The sequence below is a fragment of the Skermanella aerolata KACC 11604 genome (assembly GCF_000936425.1).
GTDB lineage: Bacteria > Pseudomonadota > Alphaproteobacteria > Azospirillales > Azospirillaceae > Skermanella > Skermanella aerolata.
The window spans coordinates 72,469-95,887 of the sequence record NZ_AVFK01000021.1 but is presented as its reverse complement, the minus strand read 5'-3'; the positions used below and the strand labels follow the sequence as shown (position 1 = coordinate 95,887).

Sequence of the window (23,419 nt, the reverse complement as noted above, 5' to 3'; positions counted from 1 at the left end):
ATGCTGCTCCCCGGGGCTAGGCGCTGTCCGCCCCCGTTAACAAGCGGAACGTGGATTTGGGCACATCCACTGCCCTCAGGTGTTTGACTGGGGGTTTCAAACCAGGGTCCAAAGCTCGAAAAGTCCGTAATCGCGAAGGCTTAGTTACATGGAAGTTCGGATTCGCCGGTGGGGTGCGGCGCTGATGCTCGCAGGGCTGGTAGCGGGCGCGTCGGGTGCCGTCATCGCCCAGGAGGAATCGGAACACAACGATCCCGGCTGGGTGACGCGCCAGATCCAGGGCTTGCTCAGCGGTCCCGGGCGCACCGTCACCATCGGCCGGGTCAGTTCGAGTTGGAGCCTGGACGTAACGATCTACGATCTCGCCATCGCCGACGACAACGGCGTCTGGCTGAACATCGATCAGGCGAAACTCGACTGGGCGGCCGGCGCCCTGTTCCGCCGCGAGTTCCGGATCAGCGGCCTCGACGTCAACCACATGACGCTCGAACGCCTGCCGGCAAGCCAGCCCCAACCTCCGCCCAGCGACGAACCCTTCAGCCTGCCCCAGCTTCCCAATTTGCCGGTCGGGCTGGATCTCCAGCGGCTGGCGGTGAAGAAGCTCGATCTCGGCGCGCCGGTCCTCGGCGGCGAGGCCGCCAGCCTGACGATCGACGGCAGCGCCAAATTGGGACGCGCCGAGGACGGTGTCGCCGCCAACCTCAAGATTGACCGGCTGGACAAGCCGGGCGGCGCCAGGTTGGCGATGGACTACGCGCCCGGCACCGAACAACTCGACCTGGACCTGACGGTGGAGGAACCGGAAGGCGGTGTGATCGCCAGGACGGCCAGCATTCCGGGACTGCCGCCGGTCAACGTCGCCTTGCGTGGCTCCGGTCCGCTTTCGGGCTGGGACGGCAGGCTGGACGGCAATGCCGGCGATATCGCCCGGATAGGAGCCGACGCCAACATCCGGGGCATCCAGGTCGCGGAAGGCGGCCAAGGCTACGGCATGACGATCCGTGGCGACACCGCCTTCTCCCGCATGCTCGATCCGCAGACGGCCCAGATCGTCGGCGACAGCGTGGGGTTTCAGGCGGAAGCCGCGATCGACCCGAACCGCCAGATCGCCCTCACACCCGCGCGCGTGACAATGGCCGCCGGGACCCTGAACCTTTCCGGCGCCTATCGCTTCGACCCGCAGGAACTGGACTTCGATTATGTGGTCGAGGCAGGAGCCGACTCCTCCCTGCGGGCGCTGGCTCCCGACGTGAGCTGGCAGAACGTGCGGCTGTCCGGCAAGGCCGCCGGCCCGGTCAACGCTCCGACGATCACGGCCGAACTCGCCGCCGACAAGATCGATGCCGTGCAGGCGGCGGTGGACAGCGTCGCCCTGCAACTCCGCGCCGTGCCCTCCGGTCCGTTGGATGAGGCCGGATCGACGGTGGCCGTGACGCTGAACGGCGGCCTGACCAACCCGACCATGGCCGGCGACCCGCGTGTGGCGCAGGTAGCAGGCCCGGAGGTGAAGATCGCCGGCAACGCCGTGGTCACGCCCGGCACCGGAGAGATCCGCGTTGACGAGTTGAGGGCGGACACCGCCGCTGGAGCCGCCACGGCCACGGCCCTCGTCCGTGAATGGGGAAAGGCGGTCGGCGCCCAAGTAGGCCTCGACGTACCGGATCTCGCCAAGCTGCCGGACGTTCCGATCTCCGGAGCCTTCACCGTTCGCACCGACCTTGCCATGGAGGAAGGCGGTCAGACGCTGCGCGGAACCGCGACCGCCGACCTCACCGGCCTGGACAGCGGCGACCCCGCCATCCAGCAGATGATCCGCGACATAGCAGGCGATGCCGTCACATTCCGCCTCGCTGCCGACAGCGACGACGCGGCGCAGACGGTCAACGTCACCGAACTGGCGCTGAATACCCTTGTCGGCAGCCTGACCGGCCATGCCACCGTGCGCGAATTCGGCCAGGATGTCGCGGGCAATGCCGTCCTCGATGTTCCGGACCTCTCCCGACTTGCCGGCGTGGCCGGTGCGCCGCTCGAAGGTGCCGCAAAGCTGAACGCCGATCTAAGCGGCGGCAATCAGGCGACACTAGTCCGGGCCGACTTGTCCGGCGATGTGACTGATCTGCGGACCGGCACGCCGCCGGCCGACGCTCTGGTCGGCCGCAAGGTGGATCTGGTCGGACTGGTCACCGTCGGCACGGATGGATCGGTCGATCTGTCCAACCTGAAGATCGACGGCCAGCACGTGGCGCTGACGGCATCGGGCGCCCTGAAGGACAACACCCTCAACGCGAAGTGGCGCGCCAGCCTCCCGCGTCTCGCCGTCTTGGCCGAGCCGCTGCAAACCCCGATAGCGGGCTCCACCGTGCTGGACGGCACCGCTTCCGGCGCTCTGGACGCGCTGGAAGTGCGGGCCGATCTGGCCGGCCGCGACCTGCTCGTTTCCGGACGTTCCGTGCCGCGTGCCGATCTGGCCGTGCGGGCGACCCATCTGCCGGGCTCGCCGCGCGGCACCCTGACGGCACAAGCCGTCGTAGACAAACAGCCGCTTGACGCCAAGACAGCGTTCGCGCTGGAAGGCGAAAGGCTGAACCTGAGCGACATTTCGCTGGGAGCGGAGCAGAACCGCATCACCGGAGCCATCCGGGTAGCATTGGACCGTATGACCGCGTCCGGCAAGCTGGGCGGCGACATGCGCAACCTCGGCGTCTTCTCCGCATTGGCCGGCCAGGCCCTGGGCGGCAGCGGACGCCTGGATGTCAAGCTTGACGATCCTAAGGGACAGCAGGCCGCGACGGCTACGGTGCGGGGCCAGAACATCTCCGTCACCGGACCCCAGGGTCCCGTCCTGGCGGTCAGGCGGCTGAACCTCAACGCCGACGTGAAGGACGCGCTGGGCGCGATGCGGTTCGATGCCAAGCTCGACAGTTCGGGCATCGCCGCCGGCGGTGCCGACTTGGCGTCGCTGACCGCATCCGCGTCCGGCACTCCAGCCAAGGCGCAGTTCCAGGCGCAGACCAACGGGAAAGCCGGGTCTCCGGCCCAGCCGACGCGGGTCGCGCTGGCCGGAGGCTTCAACCAGGAAGGCCTGCTCCAGAAGCTCCGGCTCGACAAGCTGGACGGCACCTATGGCGGCCAGCCCTTCAATCTAGTCAACCCCGCCACCGCGACCATCGGCCCGAACCGCTACGAGGTGCGCAACCTGCTGCTCGCTAGCCGAGACGGCCGCATCGCCATCGATGCCGGTCTCATCCGCAATGCTCTCGAGGGCACCGCGACCCTGACACGAGTGCCGCTGTCGCTGGCATCCCTGGCTGCCCCAGACCTTGGCGTAAACGGGCAACTGGACGGCAACGCGACCTTCGCCGGCACCATCGCCGACCCGCGCGCCGACTTGAACCTCAAGGTCTCCAACATGGGGCTGGAAGGGGGAGAGGCCGCCGGCCTTACCGGCATCGACATCGACACGACGGGCCGCTGGCGAAACGGCAGGCTGGCTCTGGACGGCAACGCCGCCACCCGCCAGCGCGGCGGCATCGACATGAGGCTTCAGGCCGAGGTGCCGCTGGTGCTGCGGCAGGAGCCGCTGACCGTGGACATGCCGCAGAACGCTCCGATCAGCGCGGCGTTACGCGGCAATGTCCAGTTGGCCACCTTCAACGATCTGCTCGCCACCACCGGTGACCGGGCGCAGGGGCGGCTGGACATCAACCTGAACGCCGGCGGCTCACTCGCCAACCCGCAGCTGGGCGGCGACGCCACCATCGCCGACGGACGGTACGAGAACCAGGCGGCGGGCACGGTAATCAGCGAGATCGTCATGAGATTGCGCGGCGACGGCAAGCGCCTGACGATCGACCAGTTCGCCGGAAGGACGCCGGGCGGCGGCGCGGTGGAGGCTTCTGGCTCCGTCAATGTCGATCCGACCGACCCACAGGCCTTCGATATCCGCGTCGGCGCCAGTAACGCTCAGCTCGTCCAGATCGACCTCGCCACGGCGAAGATCGATACGCTGCTGAGCCTGACCGGACCGCTCGACAACCCCTTGCTCCAAGGGCCGGTCACCATCGAGCGCGCCGACATCCGCATACCGGAACAGTTGCCGCCAAGCGTGGTGGAGATCAAGGTGGAGGAGATCAACCGCCGCGGCGGACCTCCGATCCGGCCGGAGGAGCCGGCATCCCAAGCCTCTCCGTTCCAGCTTCGGCTGGACATGACGGTCAAGGCGCAGAACCAGATCTTCGTGCGAGGGCGCGGGCTGGAAATCGAGATGGCGTCCGACGTGACGGTCGGCGGGACCGCAGCCGAGCCGGTAATCGGTGGCGGGCTCAGGCTGGTGAACGGCACGCTGGACCTGCTGACCAAGCGGTTCGAATTCAGCCAGGCGAACGTCGACTTCGTCGGCGACGGCAGCACCGACCCCGTCCTGGACGTCATCGCGACGGCCAAGGCTACCGACATCACTGCCCAGGTCGTGGTCACCGGACGGGCATCGTCTCCCAAGGTCGTCCTGACCTCCACCCCGGAACTGCCCCAGGACGAAGTCATCGCCCGTGTCCTGTTCAACAAGTCGTTCAACGAACTCAGTGCCTTCGAGGCGATCCAGCTGGCCCAGTCCGTCGGCCAGCTAGCCGGTATCGGCGGCGGCCCCGGCGTGCTAGACAGCGTCCGAAACACGCTGGGCATCGACCGGTTGGAGATCCTGAGCGGCGAGGAGGGCGAAGGACTGTCGGGTGCCGGCGTGGCGGCTGGCCGCTATGTCTCCCGAGACGTCTATGTCGGCGCCGAACAGCGGGTCGGAGAAGCCGGCAGCCGGGTGGTGGTCGAGATCGACCTGACCGACAACCTCAAGGTCCGCACCGATGTCGGCACGAACTCGGGCGCCGGCGTCGGCATGCTGTACGAGTGGGAGTACTGAGGCCATGCCGGGCATCGGCCGCTTTGTCGAACTGCTGAAGGGCGACCGGCCGGTCCGCAATCTGGCCGGGCGCCTGCTCTGGCAGACCGGGCTGTGCCGCCGCTTCACGATCCGGAAGGACGGCTACAGCCTGCGGTTCTTTCCGTCCTCAGTCTCCTGCGCCTATTGGATCGACCCGGACGCCCGCGTCGAAGACGAACGGGTGGTGACGCGGATGCTCGATCCGGGCGGAACCTATGTCGATGTCGGGGCGAATGTCGGAACGCTGGCCGCCGCGGCAGCCATGAAGGTCGGCCCTTCGGGCCGCGTCGTCGCGGTAGAGGCGAACCCGACCATTGCGGGCTTCCTGCGGGAGAACATGCTGCTGAACGGCTTCGGCCATGTGCAGGTCCACAACCACGCCGTGGGGTCGGCGCCCGGCACGATCCGGATCTCCCAGCGGCGGGCCGACGACATGAACTTCGTCTCCGCAGGAACCGACGGCGACGGAGTCACGGTCGAGATGACGACGCTGGACGATCTGGCGGGCGGTCTCGGTACCATCGACCTGCTGAAGATCGATGTCGAAGGTTTTGAGAGATTCGTGCTGGAGGGGGCCGCCAAGACGCTATCGGTGGCACGGAACGTCTATATCGAGCTGTTCGACGAGAATTTTGCCCGCTATGGCTACGGTTCCCGCGAGATACTGTGCCGCCTGGAGGCCGCCGGTTTCACCTGCTTCGTGGTCGGGCAGGACGACATCCTGACCGACGGCGTCCCCGACGCGGCCGTGTGCCTCAACGTGCTGGCAACCCGCGACGCATCCGATCTGGAGCGTCGCGGGTTCCGCCTTCCGGCGTCCGTCAGATGCTCAGGCGCTTGAAGATCGGTTCCGGGATGTTGCGGATGATCGTCATGATGATCCACCAGAACGCGGGGAAGTATCGGACCTCCGCACCCTTGGCGGCATAGCGTAGGCAGGCGCGGGCACAGTCCCGGGGAGAGGCCACCAGGAACAGTCCCGGCATTCCCCAGGTCATGGTCGTGTCGATGAAGCCCGGCTTGACCGTCGTCACCGTCACCCCGGCGCGGAACAGACGTGCCCGCAGGCCTTGCAGATAGGCGTGGAGTCCCGCCTTGGCCGACCCGTAGACGTAGTTCTTGATCCGCCCGCGATCACCCGCGACCGACCCCAGCACGACGACATGCCCCTTGCCCTGGGCCTCCATCCTGGGTGCCAGTCTATGCAGCACGGAAACCGCCCCGGCATATGTGGCCTGGATGGTCCGCTGGGCCTGATCCGGGTCGCGGTCGATGGTTGCCTGATCGGGCATCAGGCCGAACGCCAGGAAGACGTTGAGCGGCCCGCCGCCGAACTCAGCCGCCAGCCCGGCGCAGTGCGTCACGAAAGCGTCGTGGCTATCGACCGCTTCCGCGTCAAAGTCCACCACGCGCACGGCGACGTTGTGACGGATGCCGATATCGGCGGCGCTGCGGTCCAGGTCGTCGCGGTCGCGACCAGCCAGCAGGACGTTGGCCCCTTCGCCCGCCGCCTCCAGCGCGAAGGCCCGCGCGATCGAGGACGACGCCCCCAGGACCAGCCATGTCGCAGCGCTCATGCCCGGTCTCCCTCGTGTCCCCGGATGTTCAGCCGGCGCGCCATGTCCGATTGCATGCGGCGCTCCGGGTCGATGCTGTCGAGCACGGCGCGGAATTCCCCTAGTTTCGGATACATGCGATTGAAGCTGGCGGCGTCCAGCACGGCGTCCTTGGCCAGATAGACCCGTCCGCCCTGGTCCAGCGAGATGGCAGCCAGCCGGGCCAGCAAGTCCTCAACGCCGTCACGGCGCGGGAAGTCGAGAGCCAGGGTATATCCCCGCATCGGGAACGACAGATGCCCCCTGCCCTCGCCGCCCAGCGTCTTCAGCACCGCCAGGAACGAGCCGGCCCGCGCGTCGGAGATCGCCTCCAGCATGCGGCGCATCCCTTGGGCCGCCCCGGCATCCGGGATGACGCTCTGGAACTGGTAGAAGCCGCGCTTGCCGTAGATGCGGTTCCAGTGGTGGATCGCGTCGAGCGGGTAGAAGAACTGCCGGACCGGCAGGGTCCGCGTCCGCCCTTCCGCCGGTACGCGCCGGTAATAGGCTTGATTGAACAGGTTGATGCTCAAGGGATTGAGCACGAAACCGGGTAGATCGACCGGCACCGCCCGCGCCTTCTTGGCCCCTGCCGGAACGGCGCCGGCTCCCGCGTCCGCCGTCTCGGCGGTCTCCAGGATGCCGCGCCCCAATTCGCCGCCGCGCGCCATGCCGTCGATCCAGCCGACGCTGTAGCCGGCCGTCTCCCGCGCCTCCGCCAGACCGGCCATGAAGGCGTCGAGATCGGGCATCCGCCGTTCCCGCACCACGACGGATGCCGACGCCACCTTCCGCAGCCGGAAGCAGACGTTCAGGATCACGCCGGTCAGGCCGATGCCGCCGATGGTCGCGGCGAACAGCTCCGGGCGCTCCTCCGGCGATACCCGGACCAACTCTCCGGATGGCAGAATCAGGTCGAGCCACAGGACATGGTCGCCGAAGCTTCCCGCCCGGTCGTGGTTCTTGCCGTGGATGTCGTTGGCGACGGCGCCGCCGATGGTGGCGAAGGCGGTCCCCGGCGAGGTCGGCGGCAGGAACCCGCGCGCCAGGAACGCGTCGAGCAGGTCGTCGAAGGTGACGCCCGCCTCGCAGACCAGCGTTCCGTCCGACGGGTCGAACGAGACCATCCGGTTCAGCCGCTCGGTCAGCAGCGTGTGGCCGCCGCCGTTCAGCGGCGCGTCGCCATAGCTGCGGCCTTTGCCATAGGCCAGGATGCCGTTGTCGTGGCGAGTTCCCATCATGCGGACAGCGGCCGGAGCGCGCTCCGGCCGGCAGGCCGCCACCTCGGCCCGGCTGGTTCTTCCCCAGCCGGTGAGGGTCATCGTCTTCCAGGTCATAAGGTCAGAAACTCACCTGATTGCTTCGGCCGCCATGCGCTCCACCGCCGGCTGGCGGGCGAGCCGGAAGGCGGCGGGCAGCGCTACGAACCCGAGACCGACGGCGAACCACAGCGTGGTCAGCCGGATGATCAGGGTCGCGGCCAGCGCCGTATCGGCCGGTACGTGGAGCAGCGTCAGCAGGGCGAACATGGTCGCCTCCGTCCCGCCGAGGCCGCCCGGAAGCATGGAAACGGCGCCGACCAGCATGGCGAAGGCGAACACGAAGACCGATTGCTGAAGCGTGATGTCGGCGCCAAGGTCGATCAGCAGCCAGTGCAGGGCGAAAGCCTCGCACAGCCAGCCGAAGACGCCCATGACCGTGGTCAGCGCGAAGATCCGGGGATCGAGCAGCCGGGAGGTCTTGCGGACGACGCCGCGCGCGGCGCCGAACAGCCGGGGCCAGCGGCCGACCAGCCCATAGACCACCAGGACCACCCGCAGAGGCACATGCGGGCGCAGCAGCATCAGCAGCGCCACCAGGAGAACGCCGGCTGCGACCAGGGTTCCCGTGACATAGACGGCCCCGAAGGCCGAAATGCCGGCCAGGCACAGCAGGACAATGGCGACGGCGTCGCCCATCCGGTCGCCGAGCAGCAGCGGCGCCGTCCGCTCGTAGCGATAGCCGTGGCAGCGCTCCAGGAACCACAGGCGTAGCGCCTCCCCCAGCTTGCCCGGCGTCGTCGTCATGGCGAAGCCGGCGAAGTAGTAAAGCCCGGTCCGCCGCCGTGAAACCTGGATGTCGAGGTGCTGGCTGTAGATGTACCAGCGCCATGCCCGCATCAGGTAGTTGACCAGCGACAGGCCCAGCAGGCCCGCCAGCGCCATCGGGCTGAGCGTCAGCATGCGGTGCCAGACCTCTTCCAGGCCGAACCAGATGCCGGCGCCCGCCATCGCCATGACGAAGACGACGGCGGTGATGACGGCGCCGTATTCGGCCCGGCGCATAAGCGAACGAGGCTGCTCCTGGAGCGCCTGCGCTCCCGGCTCGGCCGAGGCTGTGGGTTTGTTGCTCACGGTTCCTCTAGATCGGGAGATGGGCGATGGCGGCGATGGCGAAGACGGCGCCGCCGATCACCCAGGAAGTCGGGTCCTTTGCGGCATAGACGATGGGATCGTCATGCATCTTACCCCGCGCGGTTGCCAGCCAGATACGGCACTGCCAGAACAGCATCAGCGGCACAATGCCCCAATAGGTCTGATCAAGCTTGTTGAGGCCGAGCGCCAGATCGGACTGCACATAGAGAGCCAGGACGAGGCAGGAGGTGAAGCTGGAGGCGACGCCCATCAGTTTCAGAATTTCTATGTCGCCGGCCTTGTAGCCCCGGCCCGCCGGCTTGCCCTTCCTGTCGGTCGGAAGCGCCATCAGTTCGGCGACCCGCTTGACGATGGCGAGGCTGAGGAACAGGAAGCTCGAGAACCCCAGCAGCCAGAGAGACACCGGATACCCTGCCGCTTCGCCGCCGCCGAACAGACGGATCGTGTAGAGCGACGCCAGCATGAAGACGTCGACCAGCGGCAGGCTTTTCAGCTTGAAGGAGTAGAGCACCGAACAGACGGCGTAGAGCACCACGACATGGAAGGCTCCCGCAAAGGCCGCCAGGATTCCCCCCGCCAGCAGCAGCCCCGGCACGACGATGGGACCGTGATAGAGCGGCAGCGCGCCGCTGGCGAAAGGCCGGTGGCGCTTCCGCTGGTGCTGGCGGTCGGCGGCCAGATCGGTCAGGTCGTTGACGACATAGATGGCCGACGCCGTGCAGCAGAAGGCGAAGAACATCAGCAGCGCATCGCCCCAGGCCGCGAAGTCGAACAGCGCGCTGGCGGTCACGATCGGCACGAAGACCAGGACGTTCTTGACCCATTGATGGGGCCGCAGCGCCTTGACCAGGGCATGGGTCCAGGGAATGCGGTCGTCTACCCTCGTCTCGATCCGGGTAACTTCCGCCGCCGCCTTGCAGACGCTCTTCGGCGCATTGACCAGCACCGCGGAGTCGGCATGCCGCCAGATCTCCAGGTCGGAGAAATCGTTGCCGGCATAGGCGTAGGGCTGACCGTCGAGGTGACGGGAGATCGCTTCCGCCTTGGCCGAGCCGCGCAGGTTGTTCAATCCATCCGAGGCGATCACCTCGTCGAACAGGCCGATATGCTTCGCCACCGCATCGGCGATCACATGGTCGGCGGCGGTCGCCAGGATGAGCCGCCGGCCAAGCCTCTTCTGTTCGTGGAGCCAGGTGATCAGGCCGCTGTTGTAGGGCAAAAGCGCCGGATCGAGCCGGGCATGCAGCGCCAGTTGCTGCTTGAGGTGCGCCTTGCCCTTCAACAGCCACCCGAACAGGGCGAACATCACCCGCCAGTCCTTGATGACGGCGAAGAAACATTCGATCAGGCTGTCGGTGTTGAGCAGCGTGCCGTCCATATCGACGCACAGCGGCACCCGCCCGCCCGAGACCTTCGGATCGGCTGTCTTGAGATCGGCCGTCTTGGGATCGACCGTGAAAGCATCAGCCGTCATGGGATCGGCCGCCGGACGAGCGCTGTCGGGATGCTGTCGTGCCGAGCGGTTTACTGCATCCATACTGGCCATGAAGCGCAAGATCCGTCAGTAGTGGAGGAGAATTTATAGAAAATTTTCAGGAATCCCCTCTGAATTCGTCGCCACCCAACAACATGTTCCGACAATGAACAATTGGAGCGGCAAAATTCATCCATGATGCAATCATTTTTGATGAATGCTTTCCATGGGGAATAGGAAGGTGCCCGTAGGATTACTCTGGCGATCTATTGAGGAATTTCCTCACTATCCAGGTCGCACATTCATATCCCTTCGAGTCCGTGTACTTCTATCGCTTCTACATATGAGCGTAGCACCATAGTCCACGTGATAGCGGGCTCGCGAGAGGCATGACAGCCTTGCGGTGGAGCAGTTGCGCCGGACCGGCCATCGCTTATATTGCGCCCCATGAACCCGATCCCGCACCCCGCGTCCGCTACCGCTCTCAACTCGCTTGGCATCGCCAAGCGGCCCGCCGACACGCGCGTCGTCGTCGCCATGTCCGGCGGCGTGGACTCGTCCGTCACGGCGGCGCTGCTCAAGGAGGAAGGGTACGACGTCGTCGGGATCACCCTCCAGCTTTACGACCATGGCATGGCGATCGGCAGGAAGGGCGCCTGCTGCGCCGGCCAGGACATCTACGACGCCCGGCAGGTGGCCGACCGGATCGGCATTCCCCATTACGTGCTGGACTACGAGAACCGGTTCTCGCAGAGCGTGATGGACGACTTCGCCGACAGCTACCTGCGGGGCGAGACCCCGATCCCCTGCGTCCGCTGCAACCAGCGGGTCAAGTTCCGCGACCTGCTGGACACCGCACGCGACCTGGGCGCCGAGGCGCTGGCGACCGGCCATTACGTGCAGCGGGCGATGGGACAGGACGGCGCCGAGCTGCACCGCGCCATCGACCCCGCCCGCGACCAGAGCTATTTCCTGTTCGCCACGACGCGCGAGCAGCTGGACTACCTGCGTTTTCCGCTGGGCGGCATGCACAAGCCCGAAGTCCGCGTCCATGCCGAGCGTTTCGGCCTGGTCGTGGCCGACAAGCCGGACAGCCAGGACATCTGCTTCGTCCCGACCGGGAAATATGCCGAGGTGGTGGAGAAGCTCCGCCCCGGCGCCATCGAGCCGGGCGACATCGTCCATGTGGACGGCCGCGTCATGGGCCGTCACGATGGCATCATCCATTACACGATCGGCCAGCGGAAGGGCCTGGGCATCGGCGGCCAGAAAGGCGACCAGGGAGACCCCCTCTACGTCGTCCGCCTGGACCCCGCCCGCCACCGCGTCGTGGTCGGCCCCAGGTCTTCCCTCGCCCGCGACCGCGTGGTGGTGCGCGAGGTCAACTGGCTGGGGACCGGCGACGCCCCCGACCCTGCCGGCACCAAGGTCCACGTCAAGCTCCGCTCCGCCCAGCCTGCCGCGGCGGCCACGGCGTTCCCGGCGGCGGACGGCGGCGCCGAGGTGATCCTGGACGAACCCCAGTTCGGCGTGGCCCCCGGTCAGGCCTGCGTCTTCTACCAGGGCGACCGGGTCCTGGGCGGCGGCTGGATCGCTTCGGCGGAAAGCCGGCTGGCGGCGGCCTGAGGAGGGGTGATGACATCCCCCCAGCCGTACGCAAATGTCATCATTTGTCGTGACGACCGGCATCAAGTGCCTGTTTTTGATGATTCGATTGTCAAAGACCCGGCCCTGCGGCAAGGCAGCTTAGGCGCTCATCGTTAAGAAATTATTCCTTTTTACCGCCATCCGTTCGGCTTCGAAAACAGACCTCCGTAAATCGTCGAGAAGCGCTTGACAGGCCCCGTCCCGCCGAACTATATCACCGGCCTCCCGGCGACAAACCGGGCCTGCGGCGGAGTAGCTCAGTTGGTCAGAGCAGAGGAATCATAATCCTTGTGTCGGGGGTTCAAATCCCTCCTCCGCTACCAGTAAAAAAGCCAGCTGATCCAATGGGTCGGCTGGCTTTTTTGTTTCGTCGCCTGGAGTACAGCCAGTGCCGCGGCGAGCCGCACGTTTAAGATCTACGGGGAGTTCCGGACGCTCGATCACCATCTGGACGGCATCGTCATTCTCTGAACCTGAAGCTTTCTAGACCTCCACCGGTTGAACTTTGAAGTCTTTCTGCTGGCAGTATCAATAATCCTGGTGGATGCCAAATCACCCAAGCATTTTAACGTGTCGGCATATCTGTTCGATCATGGCGTTGAAAATAGCCTATCCATCCAAGTGAGCAGACTCGGACAAGCTCCGGCAGACCGCCTCGCCGTACTCTGGTCGGCAACAACGGTCCATAGAGTGCTAAAGCCATATCCAATGCTCCCGGCTTGTCGTGGTCGTAGCAGGACGGCTCCGGATCTCCTGCCATCTCTTCTTCCCCCAGATTGAGCCGAAGAGGTTGCCGCTCCGCTTGGGCGCGTTTCAGGCTTTCCAGGTCTATCGGCAAGCGGCCGTCAACGATAGCATCTATCCATTCGTTCACGGCAAGACGCGCTTCCGCCGGCGGCGTTCCGTTGGACTTGCCTACGAACTCGCTGATGGCGTGTTGGATTCCAGCGGGAGTCGCGAGATGCTGTTTTACGGCAAGCGTCGCGATCGGTATCCCGCCTTCCGTTCTTACCGAAAGGACATGGCGGCCGTCGAACGCGCAGGCGTATCCATAGGTCCCTACGCAATGGCTGAGACTGAAGGCCTCTTGCATCAGCATGGGCTTGTCGGTCAGCGGCACGATCAGGTGACCGTTGGTTGCCTGAAATGGGGCGGTCAACGGTTCCCACCTCAGCTCACCCGCTTCGGTGGGCGGGAAGTTCTCGCTCAAGCGGAAATGAATCCCGATCTGGCGCTTGTGCCACAATTCGCAGATACGGAGGATGTGTTTCGGTCCGCGCCCTTGGAACAGCAGCCGGGAAGCCCGATTGTAATGGGTCGGAACGTCCCTGCTCCTATTCAAGGGCGTCAGCTTGACCAAGGCGGGACGGACCAGGTTCCGGGCGAGATCCTGCGCCACATGTCCGGGATAGGCCTGAAGAAGTTGATCGGACGGGTGAGCCTCCCAATTGCCTGCAGCTTTCCGGAACATGTCCTTGGCTGCCATGACCCTGACCCGTTCGGGCGCATGCGATGGGACAATTTGGGCGATCATGAACTGCATCGCCCGAAAGCTCTCCCAGCATTGCGGCGATTGGGGCACTTGGGATGGCTCCAGCAGGCACACCGTCCGGAGCAGTTCGGTGAGATCGATCCCGGCGCCTTCCGGCAGAAAGTCGGGACGAAGCTGGTGAAGCAACCGTACAAACCAGGCTGCGCCGAAAATGCGCTGGAGCGTCACAGCCAGTGGCGCTCGTTCGGCTATCGCTTTGTCGATGGAATCGTCACCGGCCCTTGCAAGTTCCCATATGATGAAAGGCAAAAGGGGATAAGACTGCGCCGCCTGAGCACGCAGGTCAGCAAGAACCCGCGACGGACCATGCCCTAACCGGCAGCCGGCAAACCAATTGACGATCCGCTCGTCAAGTTGCTCGAGCCTGTGGCCCGCAGCCGTGATGCTCGCCAGGGTGCCGTCCGGCAAGAATTCCGCAAATCGCAGCAGCGCTTCGTCGGGATCAAGTTCGATCGCCGCGGTTTCCTGGTCTTCGAAGCCAGCGGGAGGATCCCAGAGCAATTTCACCGGTCGTTCCGGTGCGGCGGTAGCCCAGCAGCGCATGCGGGGACAATGGAGAACGGCACTGCCTTCGGTTTCAATCAACCTAAGACGCTCCCAAGCGATCATTCCGAAGGTCACCATGCCCCTGATTGTAGCCGAGCGATGCATGAACTGCTCCTGACCGCGATCAAAAAAGTCCACTGCGAATGGTTGTCTGCGCGATAGTTGGTAGGTGAAGGGCCATGCCGAAAGAGGTTCGCCTATGGTATTTCCACGGTGACGACACCGGCGCCACCCGCCCTCCTGTGCCGCGTTTCATCACTCCGAACGGAATGAAACCAAGCGCCGCCGGGTTGCTGGTATGTTCGTGGGAATAGACCTCCCGGTCACGGCGTGGTCGACAGCAAGCGGGAACCGATCGCATGAGCACCCTCCAGGACACGTCCGCCGCCCGTTGGGCCATGGCCTTGACGGAAATCCAGAGCGTAACCGGGACGGACGGCGAGGCCGGCTTCGCCGGGCGTCTGGTGGGCCTGCTGCGGGCGAGTTCGCTGTTCGCCGGCAGGCATGAGGACATCTGGACGGTTCCGGTGCCGGGCGGGCATCCGGAACGGGCTTGCGTCTGTGCGCTGCTGAGGGGCCGGGGGACGCGGACGGTCGTGCTGACCGGGCATTTCGATACGGTGGGCCTCGACGATTACGGCGAACTGGCACCCCTTGCCTGCCGGCCTGAGGCGCTGAAGCCGGCGCTGGCGGAGCGATTGCGCAGGGAGGCCGCGACGGCCGCCGAAAGGCTGGCGTCGGTTGATCTGGAAGGCCCGGACTTCCTGCCCGGCCGGGGGTTGCTGGACATGAAGGCCGGGCTCGCGGCCGGGCTTGCCGCGATGGAGGACGCCGCCGCCGATCCGGACCAGGCCGGCAACCTGCTGTTCCTGGCCGTGCCGGACGAGGAGGTGAACTCCGCCGGAGCGCGTGCCGCTGCGGCTGCGCTGGTGGAGCTGGGGCGGGAACGAGGGCTGGACATCGTCGCCGCGATCAACCTGGACGCCCTCGTGGACGACGGCGACGGCAGCGCCGGCAGGGCGGTCGCCCTGGGGACCATCGGCAAGTTGCTCCCGAGTGCCCTGGTGGTCGGCAGGGCGACGCACGCGTCCGATGCCTTTCGCGGCGTCGGTGCCTGCGCGCTGGCCGGCGCCCTTGCCGCCGAAGTGGAATGGGCGCCCGAACTGCTGGAGCGGACGGGCGGCGAAACCGCGGCCGGGGTGACGCTGCTCGGCATGAAGGATACCAAGCAGGGCTACAACGTGACGACCCCCGAGCGCGTCTGGATGTTCTGGAACGTAATGACCCAGCGTCGCGGACCGGGCGAGGTGCTCGGCATCCTGGAGCGGCTTGCCGACCGGACCGCGCGCACCTTCATGGACCGGCTCGGCGAACGGTCCGGCGCGGCGCTGGGCGGCGTGCCGGTGCTGACATTCGACGCTCTCAGGCGGGAGGTGGAGGGCCGGGGCGAGGCTGCGGCCGAAGCGCTGGCCGCCACGGCGCGGGAGGCGGCGGCACGGGGGATCGATCTTCCGGAGCAGAGCCGCATCGTCACCGAGCGGGCCTGGGACCTGAGCGGACGGTCCGGTCCCGCCGTAGTCCTGGGTTTCGCATCTATGCCCTATCTGGCGACCAGCCTGGGAAACGATCCGGATGCCCGCCGGCTCGAGGCGGCCTGCGCCGATGCCGTGGCGGCGGTGGCCGAACGTCACGGCACGAGCATCCGGCTGCTGCAATTCTTCCCCGGCATCTCGGACATGAGTTTCCTGGGTCAGGCGGACGAGGGAGCTGTGCCGGTCATCGCGATGAATACGCCGCCGTGGGGCGCGGGGATCGTCTGGCCCGACGGGCCGGCGCTGGGCGGCGTTCCCATCGTCAATGCGGGACCGTGGGGTCGTGATTATCATACGCGGCTGGAACGCCTGTCCGTGCCCTACGCTTTCGACGTGTTGCCGGATCTGGTCGGGGAAATAGCGCGACGGGTGCTGTCATCGTAGCCCGGTGCCGGATCAGAGCCGGCACCGGGCCAAGCTTCAGGCGAGATCCGGCGGGCGGCGGGTATGCCAGTCGGTGACGGACTGATAGGCGTGACCGGCGCGGACGAGCAGGTCCTCGCTTACGTGCCGCCCGACAAGCTGCATGCTCAGCGGCATGCCGCCGTGGTCGATCCCGTTGGGCAGCGTTATCGTCGGACTGCCGGTGAAGTCGAAGGGGGCCGTGAAGCGGAGGATGCCGTTGAGGACGCTCGGGTCCTCGCCGTACTCGCTCATCCTGGCAAGGCTTGGAACGGTCATCGGCATCGTCGGGATCAGGAGCAGGTCGATCTCCTGGAAGACGGCGGCGAGGCCGCCCGAGAACTTCAGGCGCTCGTGATTGATCTCCCCCACTTCGATGCCGGTCAGCGAGCGGCCCTGGTCGATCAGCGCCTTGAGGTCGGGTCCGTACTCCGACGCGCGTGCCGGATAGGTGTGGTTGTGGGCGATGGCCGTCTCGACCGAGCACATGGGAATCCATAGGCTGACGAGCTTCTCGAACGGAGGTATCCGGACGTCGCGGATCTTGGCGCCGAGCGAGACCAGGACGCGTTCGGCCTCGTTCAAGGCGGCGACGACTTCGCCGTCGATGCCGTCGTTGGCATAGGAACGGTCGATACCGATCGTGAGGCCCCGGATGCCGGTGCCGAGGTTCGCCAGATAGTCCGGCACCGGGTCCTGAAGCGCCGTCGGATCGTTTGGATCGGCTCCGGCGATCGCGCCGAGGAGTGCCGCCGCGTCCGCCGCCGTCCGCGCCATCGGACCGACATGGTCCAGTGAATCGGCAAGCGGGAACACGCCATGGCGGCTGACCCGTCCCCAAGTCGGCTTGATGCCCGTCAGACCGCAGGTGGCGGAGGGGAACCGGATCGAGCCTCCCGTGTCGGAGCCGAGCGATCCGTAGCAAAGTCCCGCCGCCGTCGCGACGCCCGACCCGGTCGAGGACGATCCGACCCAATAGCCCGTGTTCCAGGGATTGAGCGGCGCCTGATCGTCGGGGTGGTGACTGGTATAGGCGCCTTCGGTCATCTTGAGCTTGCCGAGCGTGACGGCTCCGGCCTGTTCCAGCCGGTCGACCACCGTCGCGTTGTAGGGAGGCGTGAACTCCCTGTGCATCGTCGTGCCGCCGGCGCTGGGGCTGAAGGTCGTATAGCAGAGATCCTTGAGGGCGAGCGGCACGCCGTGCAGCGGACCACGCCAAATGCCCTTGGCGATCTCGGCCTCCGCCGTCTTCGCCCGGTCCATGGCCCTGTCGGCAAGCACCGTCGCATAGCTGTGATAGCGGCTGTCGAGTTCGCCGATGCGGTCGAGCATGGCGCCGGTGACTTCGACCGGCGAGACTTCGCGGCGCCGGATGCGCTCCGACACGACAGTCAGGGGTTCATAGTGCAGGCTGGTGGACGTCAATGCTTTCTCCTTAGCGCTTACGAACCTTGGTGCTTAAGAACTTCGGCGCTTACGATTTCCAGGTTGTCGGGTCCTGTCAGAAGCAATGGTGCGTCTTGACCGTCCGCTCCACGATGGCCGCAGTTCTGATCACGCTGGCTTCGTCGAATGCCGCTCCCGCGATCTGGAAGCCGATGGGCAGACCGTTGCGGTCGTAGCCGCAGGGCAGGCTGATCGCAGGCAGGCCCAGCAGGTTCCAGGGATAGGTGAACCGCCACGACGTCTCCAGCACGCTTTCACGCTTGCCGCCGAGTTCGACTTCGCGCTGGCCCGAGCGCCACGCCGTCAGCGGCATCGTCGGGCCGACGACGACATCGACATCGGCGAAGACCGGGAGGAACTTCTCCGCCAGCATCGTGCGGTAGCGCTCTGCCTGGAGGTAGTCGGATGCGGTGACGAAACGTCCCATCTCGACCAGCAGGCGGACGTCTTTCTGATAGGCCGATGTCCGGCCCGCCATGAGGTGATGGAGATGGTAGGAGGTCGAGGACGCCAGTTCGATCGCGAAGATGGCGCCCAGGCCATAGGCCAGTTCCGGCACCTCGAACTCGACCACCTCGGCGCTCTGGGCCGCGAGGCTGGAGATCGTCGTTTCGACGGATGCCGCGACCTCGTCGTCCAGCGCTTCGAAGAAGTGGTTGCGGCAGACGCCGACCCGCAGACCGGAGGCCCCGGCGGTAAGGGCGGGCTGGAGGTCGGTCGGCGGTTCGTTCGCTGAACCGGCATCGGCCGGATCGTATCCGGACATGATATCGACCAGCAGCGCCGCGTCGGCGACGGTGCGGGTAAGGGGACCGGCGTGGTCCAGCGACCAGCTATGGGGAACGATGCCGGAGCGTCCGATCCGGCCGAAGGTCGGCTTGATGCCGACCGTGCCGCAAAGGCTGGCCGGGATGCGGATCGAACCGCCCGTGTCGGACCCGAGCGCCGCCATCGCGAACCCGGCGGCGACCGCTATACCCGACCCGCCGCTGGAGCCGCCGGGCACCCTGTCGGTGTCGAACGGGTTGCGGGCCGGCGGCGTCTCCATGCCCCAGGCGAACTCGTGCATCCTGGTCTTGCCGAGCAGGATGGCGCCGGCTTCGCGAAGCTTGCGGACCGCCGCCCCTTCGGCGTTGGCGAACTCGATCGTGGCTTCGGTGCCGGCCCGCGTCGGCATATCAGCCGTCAGGTAGTTGTCCTTGATCGCTAGCGGGATTCCGTGGAGCGGGCCTGCGATGCGCCCTTCCCTGGCGGCGGCTTCCAGCAACTTGGCTTGATCCAGGGCGTCGGACGCGATGTGGACGAAGGCGTGGAGGTCTTTGTCCTTCTGCGCAATGCGGTCGAGATAGGCCGTCGTCAGTTCGACGGGAGAAAGCGCGCCGGTCCGGATCGCCTCCGCGACTTCCCGGATCGGCTGGTGCATGGCGTCTTCTACGCGCATCAGCGTGGCTCCTTCCGCATTGGGCGGAACACGACCGCCGGATGGCGGTCGCCCAACTCAAGGCCGCGCAGCTTTTCGATCTCGCGGGAGATGACCTTGAAGGCCTCGCGGACTTCGGTCAGGCGCTCCGTCGCGATCAGCGTTTCGGGGTCCGCAGGGCTCTCCGTCATGAGGTTCTCCGTCATGGCTTGGCGCTCCCGCCGCCCGCCGGCCGGTCGGGCGGCGACAGCAGCAGGAGGTCCATCACTTCAGGGGGAAACGCGCTGCCGCCGTCGCGCTTGGGCATTCCGGCGATGAAGGGAAGCAGCTGCGCCTTGGCGACATCGAAGGTCCGGCGCAGCCGGGGGATTGGGTCCGGGTCCTCATCGACCCGGACATCCAGCTTGGCATAGGCCTCCGCACCGAACACGACCAAGGCGGCGGACTGGCGGCCCCGCTTGTCGCCGCCCGCCGCCTGGGCGGCTTCAAGGCAGGCCATCAGGCGGTCTTCCAGAGGTTGGCCGGCCGTCCGCTGGAACGTCTCGGCCATGGCGGCGATCACGGGTGCTCCCGTCAGCATGTTGCCCTGCGCCGCGAAGTCCCTGCCCTTCGCTTCGCCGTGCCATGGGGTGCAGTCGGCGCCGGTCCAGGAAGCGGAACCGCCTGATGCATCCACCACGCCGACTTGCCGAAGGTTCGCCTCGCCGTCCTCGGCCAAGGCCTTGTCCAGGGCGGACTGGGCGTCGCTGCCCGCCTGCATGGCATCCAGGATGCGAACGGCCAGATACGGGTTGACCCAGGACTGGGTGCTGACCGCCCCGACGCCGGCGCGGAGGAAGGGGCAGATCGAACCGACCGCCGGGACGGCGGAGGCGACGGCGACCCCGGACTCGCCGGTGGAAGCGCAGCGGGCGACGATCGAGAAGGTATTTGCTTCGATACTTCTGGTGGGGCTCATATACAGTCCAGCTCCTCCGCTTCAGATGCGCAAATGCCGCTCCAGCGTCGCGGCGGTATCGGCGTGGGCCACGTCGCCCTGCTCGACGATCTCGCCGATCTTCAGGATCGCGTAGCGGTCGGCGACGGACAGCGCGAAGGGCAGGTTCTGCTCGACCAGCAGGATGGCGACGCCCTTCTCGGCGCTGGTCGAACGGAGGACCTGGGCCATCCGGTTGACCATGGACGGCTGCAAGCCTTCGGATATCTCGTCGATCAGCATGATCTTCGGGCGGGAGACAAGGCTGCGCGACAGCAGCAGCATCTTCTGCTCGCCGCCGCTGAGCGTGCCTGCCCGCTGCTTGAAGCGTTTGGCGATGACCGGGAAGGCCGCTTCGACCTCGCCCATCCTCGCGCCCAGCAGACGGTCCTCGGTCACTCCCAGCCGAAGGTTCTCCTCGACCGTGAGGTCCTGGAAGATCGCGTATTCCTGCGGGGTATAGGCCAGCGCCTCGCGAGCGTTGAGATGGGGCGCACGGTTGGCGATCTCGCTGCCGTCCAGGCGGACCGAACCGCTCTTGGCGCGGATGAAGCCCATGATGGTCTTCAGCAGCGTCGACTTGCCCATGCCGTTCTTGCCGAGGATGACAAGGATCTCGCCCGGCGCTATCGAGAACGAGACGTCGCGGACGACGGTCACCGGTCCGTATCCGCTACTCAATCCCGCAACTTGGAGCCGGGCTTCGCCTGCGGATTGGTTCGTCACCCCGCTCATACCGTGGCCTCCAAGTCCTGGCCGGCGTAGACGGCCTTGACGAGTTCGGACGAGACGACTTCCTCGACCGTCCCGTCGAGCAGCAGCTTGCCCTGGTGCAGGACGACGATCCGGTTGGAGATCTCGCGGACGAAATCGAGGTCGTGCTCGATCAGGAAGATGCAGAGGCCGTATTCCTCGGCCAAGCGCGTCAGGACATGGCCGATCGCGGTTCGCTCGGGCTTAGTCAGGCCGGCCGTCGGCTCGTCCAGCAGCAGGACCCGCGGTTCGGTGGCCAGTACCATCGCCAGCTCCAGGCCGCGCTTCATGCCGTGGGACAGATAGCGCGTTTCGACGCCCAGCCGCTGGTCCAGGCCGGTGGCGGCCAGGATCTCCAGGGCTGGCTCCGGCAGAGCCACCGTCTCGCTGCGGTAGAACGGACGGGCGCCGTCGATGCGATAGCGGGCGAGCCGCAGGCAGTCGCCGACGGTCAGGCTGTCGAACAGGCTGGTGTTCTGGAAGCTCCGGCCGACGCCTAGGCCGACGATCTTCTGCGGCGAGCTTCGCCCGATCTCGGTCCCGGCCACCGTGACGGTGCCGCCGGTGCGCTCCGTGCCGTTGCTGATGCAGCGCATCAGCGTGGTCTTGCCGGCGCCGTTGGGACCGACGATGCTGAGCAGCTGGCCCTGTTTGCCCTCGACGTCGATGCCGTCCAGCACGGTCAGGCTGCCGTAGCGGCAGGTCAGCCCGTCGATCCGGATGGGAGGGGATGCCGATCGACCGGCGGCGGCGGCGGCGCGCACGCTTGGCGCCGCCGTCAGCCTGATTCCGGAGTCACGCGGCTGATCGCCACCGCCGGCTCCGCGCGTGCGGTACCGGCGCCACGCGCCGGTTATCAGGGAGGCGATGCCGTTGGGCAGCAGGATGATGACCGCGACGAAGGTGACGCCGACGATGAAGTTCCACAGGAACGGCAGGTTGCCCGACAGGTACGAAGACGTGGCATCGATGCCGATGGCGCCCAGGATCGGGCCGATCAAGGTTCCGCGTCCGCCCAGCGCCACCCAGATCAGGGATTCCGTGCCCAGCTGGAACCCGGCCAGTTCCGGGGCCACCACGTTGGAGAAGGCCGCGTAGCCGAAGCCGGAGATGGCGGCGATGCCGGCGCAGACGGCGAAGAGCGCCGTCTTGATGCGGGATACCGGGATGCCGAGGTAGGCGCAGCGGTCCTCGTTCTCCCGGATCGCGATCAGGATACGGCCATAGTCGCTGCGGACGAACAGCCATGCGAATGTCGCGGCCACCACAAGGAAGACGCCGGCGATCCAGAACCAGGTGTCGATCTTCCAGTAATACGTGGGAAAGCCGGACAGGCCGCTGCTCGACCCGGTGAACCGTCCACCCGAGAAGATGACCTGCGTCAGGACGATCGGCAGGGCCAGGGTGACGATCGAGGAATAGAGCGGCGAAGCGCCGTGATAAAACGACAGCAGGCCGGTCAGCCAAGCCGTGACCATCGCGACCGCGATGCCGATGACCAGAGCCCCGATCGCCCAGCCGGCCCCGAAGCCCCAGTGGGTGAAGACCAGTGCGCAGGCATAGGCTCCGATGCCGAAGAAGGCCGACTGGCCGAAGGTCAGGATGCCGGTATAGCCCCAGATCAGATCGACCGTCAGCGCCAGGGCCGCCAGAAACAGCGCGCGGGTCAGCACGTTCGTCATGTAGGTGCCGAGATAGAGCGGCGCCGTCGCGACGATGGCGAGGGCGATGGCGGCGCCCAGAACAGTCCGCCAGACCTGTCGCGACGAACGCCGGGTGGCATCCGGCACTCTTCCAGCCGCAGGGATATCAGCCACGGGAGAGTCCTTGAGGTTTGATGCGCAGGATGACGGCCGCGAGCACGACGATGGTGATTCCGCCGATGATGGGACTGACGAAGGTGCTGACCAGGACCTGGGCGCCGCCCAGGACCAGGGAGGCCAGGGCCAGACCCGGAATGGCGATGCCGGAGACGAGCACCAGCATGAACGAGTTGACCAGCCAGGGCAGGCCCATGTTGGGATCGACCGACAGCAGCGGCGTGATCAGCGCGCCCGCGGCGCAGGCCAAGGCAGCGCCCAGCCCGAAGGTCATGGCACGCACCCGGATGCTGTCGATGCCGAGGCCACGCGCGAGGTTCTCGTTCATGATGACGGCCCGGGCGTTGAGGCCGAAGCGGGTCAGGTAGAGCAGCGCCGTCAGCAGAAGGCCAAGGACGACCGCGACCGCGATCAGGATCAGCCGCCACGACGAATAGCCGGTGCCGAACAGATCGACCGTTCCGGAAATCGGGCTCTGGGCGAACTGCACTTCCCGCCCGAAGGCGAAGACGATCACCTGCGCTATGATGATGCCGAGCCCCCAGGTCGCCAGGATGGCGTCCAGCGGCCTGGAATAGAGCGGACGCACCACCACGCGTTCGACCACGACGCCGAGGACGAACCCGAAGGCGGCGGCGGCCGGTATGGTCAGCCAGGGGCTGAAGCCGTGGGCCGTGACGACGTGGGCGGCGTAACCGCCCACGGTAAGGAAGGCGCCATGGGCGAAGTTGATCAGCTTCATGACGCCGAGGATGATCATCAAGCCGGCGGCCACGATGAAGAGCATCGAGGCCGTCGTCAGGATGTCGAGCAGAAGGATCGCCATCCGGGTTCCGTTTCTTGCCGCAT

The 23,419-nt window shown here is 66.5% G+C and carries 16 protein-coding genes and 1 tRNA gene; 5 read left to right on the top strand and 12 right to left on the bottom strand.

Annotation, left to right across the window (positions count from 1 at the left end; all coding sequences use genetic code 11):
- Positions 1 to 148 precede the first annotated feature (148 nt).
- Positions 149 to 4,912, top strand: a complete 4,764-nt coding sequence (locus N826_RS40425; RefSeq protein ID WP_084721063.1) for a translocation/assembly module TamB domain-containing protein — start codon at positions 149 to 151, stop codon at positions 4,910 to 4,912.
- 4 nt (positions 4,913 to 4,916) lie between these two features.
- The gene (locus N826_RS22970) at positions 4,917 to 5,774 is read left to right on the top strand and encodes an FkbM family methyltransferase (RefSeq protein WP_044432625.1); all 858 of its coding nucleotides are present in this window, start codon (positions 4,917 to 4,919) and stop codon (positions 5,772 to 5,774) included.
- Here N826_RS22970 and N826_RS22965 read toward each other — a convergent pair.
- From N826_RS22965 to N826_RS22950, 4 genes are read right to left on the bottom strand one after another with little or no spacing between them, the layout of a single operon-like run.
- Positions 5,755 to 6,510, bottom strand: a complete 756-nt coding sequence (locus tag N826_RS22965; RefSeq protein ID WP_044432624.1) for an SDR family oxidoreductase — start codon at positions 6,508 to 6,510, stop codon at positions 5,755 to 5,757. The two genes, N826_RS22970 and N826_RS22965, sit on opposite strands and share 20 nt — an antisense overlap.
- Positions 6,507 to 7,865 carry an FAD-binding oxidoreductase gene (locus N826_RS22960; RefSeq protein WP_044432623.1) on the bottom strand — a complete coding sequence of 453 codons (1,359 nt, stop codon included), beginning with the start codon at positions 7,863 to 7,865 and terminating at the stop codon, positions 6,507 to 6,509. Before N826_RS22960 ends, N826_RS22965 begins: the two co-directional genes overlap by 4 nt.
- A gap of 12 nt (positions 7,866 to 7,877) precedes the next feature.
- The gene (locus tag N826_RS22955; RefSeq protein WP_147040530.1) at positions 7,878 to 8,921 is read right to left on the bottom strand and encodes a lysylphosphatidylglycerol synthase transmembrane domain-containing protein; all 1,044 of its coding nucleotides are present in this window, start codon (positions 8,919 to 8,921) and stop codon (positions 7,878 to 7,880) included.
- 7 nt (positions 8,922 to 8,928) lie between these two features.
- Positions 8,929 to 10,416 (bottom strand): UbiA family prenyltransferase, encoded by a 1,488-nt coding sequence (locus N826_RS22950; RefSeq protein ID WP_052831869.1) that lies wholly within the window; start codon positions 10,414 to 10,416, stop codon positions 8,929 to 8,931.
- Between the two features lie 447 nt (positions 10,417 to 10,863).
- Here N826_RS22950 and mnmA point away from each other — a divergent pair, with 447 nt between their 5' ends.
- Positions 10,864 to 12,042: a tRNA 2-thiouridine(34) synthase MnmA gene (gene mnmA, locus N826_RS22945; RefSeq protein WP_044432620.1), complete on the top strand. Its 1,179-nt coding sequence runs from the start codon at positions 10,864 to 10,866 to the stop codon at positions 12,040 to 12,042.
- A gap of 267 nt (positions 12,043 to 12,309) precedes the next feature.
- Positions 12,310 to 12,386, top strand: a tRNA-Met gene (locus tag N826_RS22940).
- Positions 12,387 to 12,628: 242 nt separating this feature from the next.
- Here N826_RS22940 and N826_RS22935 read toward each other — a convergent pair.
- A complete protein-coding gene (locus N826_RS22935) occupies positions 12,629 to 14,266 on the bottom strand; it encodes a PcfJ domain-containing protein (protein WP_147040528.1) in 1,638 nt (545 codons plus the stop codon).
- A 254-nt stretch (positions 14,267 to 14,520) separates the two neighbouring features.
- On the opposite strand from N826_RS22935, the gene N826_RS22930 reads away from it, so the two are divergent.
- Entirely contained in the window at positions 14,521 to 16,137 is a 1,617-nt protein-coding gene (locus tag N826_RS22930; protein WP_044432618.1) for a M20/M25/M40 family metallo-hydrolase, read from the top strand.
- Positions 16,138 to 16,173: 36 nt separating this feature from the next.
- Here the strand turns inward: N826_RS22930 and N826_RS22925 are convergent, their stop codons facing one another.
- From N826_RS22925 to N826_RS22895, 7 genes are all read right to left on the bottom strand, one after another.
- Positions 16,174 to 17,580, bottom strand: coding sequence for an amidase (locus N826_RS22925; RefSeq protein WP_044432617.1), 1,407 nt, complete (start codon positions 17,578 to 17,580; stop codon positions 16,174 to 16,176).
- Between the two features lie 76 nt (positions 17,581 to 17,656).
- Positions 17,657 to 19,042 (bottom strand): amidase, encoded by a 1,386-nt coding sequence (locus N826_RS22920; RefSeq protein WP_052831867.1) that lies wholly within the window; start codon positions 19,040 to 19,042, stop codon positions 17,657 to 17,659.
- The gene (locus tag N826_RS22915) at positions 19,042 to 19,227 is read right to left on the bottom strand and encodes a hypothetical protein (protein ID WP_044432616.1); all 186 of its coding nucleotides are present in this window, start codon (positions 19,225 to 19,227) and stop codon (positions 19,042 to 19,044) included. The genes N826_RS22920 and N826_RS22915 overlap by 1 nt, the downstream gene beginning before the upstream one ends.
- The gene (locus N826_RS22910; protein WP_044432615.1) at positions 19,224 to 19,979 is read right to left on the bottom strand and encodes a DUF1028 domain-containing protein; all 756 of its coding nucleotides are present in this window, start codon (positions 19,977 to 19,979) and stop codon (positions 19,224 to 19,226) included. Before N826_RS22910 ends, N826_RS22915 begins: the two co-directional genes overlap by 4 nt.
- Positions 19,980 to 20,000: 21 nt before the next feature.
- Entirely contained in the window at positions 20,001 to 20,657 is a 657-nt protein-coding gene (locus N826_RS22905; protein ID WP_211099353.1) for a branched-chain amino acid ABC transporter ATP-binding protein, read from the bottom strand.
- Positions 20,658 to 20,728: 71 nt separating this feature from the next.
- Positions 20,729 to 22,567 carry a branched-chain amino acid ABC transporter ATP-binding protein/permease gene (locus N826_RS22900; RefSeq protein ID WP_211099352.1) on the bottom strand — a complete coding sequence of 613 codons (1,839 nt, stop codon included), beginning with the start codon at positions 22,565 to 22,567 and terminating at the stop codon, positions 20,729 to 20,731.
- Positions 22,560 to 23,396, bottom strand: a complete 837-nt coding sequence (locus N826_RS22895) for a branched-chain amino acid ABC transporter permease (protein ID WP_044432610.1) — start codon at positions 23,394 to 23,396, stop codon at positions 22,560 to 22,562. Before N826_RS22895 ends, N826_RS22900 begins: the two co-directional genes overlap by 8 nt.
- Positions 23,397 to 23,419: the final 23 nt, after the last annotated feature.

Bases quoted from the DNA above. Each gene is read 5' to 3' on its own strand.
- N826_RS22935 (WP_147040528.1), bottom strand. From the start codon at position 14,266: ATGCATCGCTCGGCTACAATCAGGGGCATGGTGACCTTCGGAATGATC.
- N826_RS22930 (WP_044432618.1), top strand. From the start codon at position 14,521: ATGAGCACCCTCCAGGACACGTCCGCCGCCCGTTGGGCCATGGCCTTG.
- N826_RS22965 (WP_044432624.1), bottom strand. From the start codon at position 6,510: ATGAGCGCTGCGACATGGCTGGTCCTGGGGGCGTCGTCCTCGATCGCG.
- N826_RS22910 (WP_044432615.1), bottom strand. From the start codon at position 19,979: ATGAGCCCCACCAGAAGTATCGAAGCAAATACCTTCTCGATCGTCGCC.
- N826_RS22950 (WP_052831869.1), bottom strand. From the start codon at position 10,416: ATGACGGCTGATGCTTTCACGGTCGATCCCAAGACGGCCGATCTCAAG.
- mnmA (WP_044432620.1), top strand. From the start codon at position 10,864: ATGAACCCGATCCCGCACCCCGCGTCCGCTACCGCTCTCAACTCGCTT.
- N826_RS22960 (WP_044432623.1), bottom strand. From the start codon at position 7,865: ATGACCTGGAAGACGATGACCCTCACCGGCTGGGGAAGAACCAGCCGG.
- N826_RS22920 (WP_052831867.1), bottom strand. From the start codon at position 19,042: ATGCGCGTAGAAGACGCCATGCACCAGCCGATCCGGGAAGTCGCGGAG.
- N826_RS40425 (WP_084721063.1), top strand. From the start codon at position 149: ATGGAAGTTCGGATTCGCCGGTGGGGTGCGGCGCTGATGCTCGCAGGG.
- N826_RS22970 (WP_044432625.1), top strand. From the start codon at position 4,917: ATGCCGGGCATCGGCCGCTTTGTCGAACTGCTGAAGGGCGACCGGCCG.
- N826_RS22895 (WP_044432610.1), bottom strand. From the start codon at position 23,396: ATGGCGATCCTTCTGCTCGACATCCTGACGACGGCCTCGATGCTCTTC.
- N826_RS22915 (WP_044432616.1), bottom strand. From the start codon at position 19,227: ATGACGGAGAACCTCATGACGGAGAGCCCTGCGGACCCCGAAACGCTG.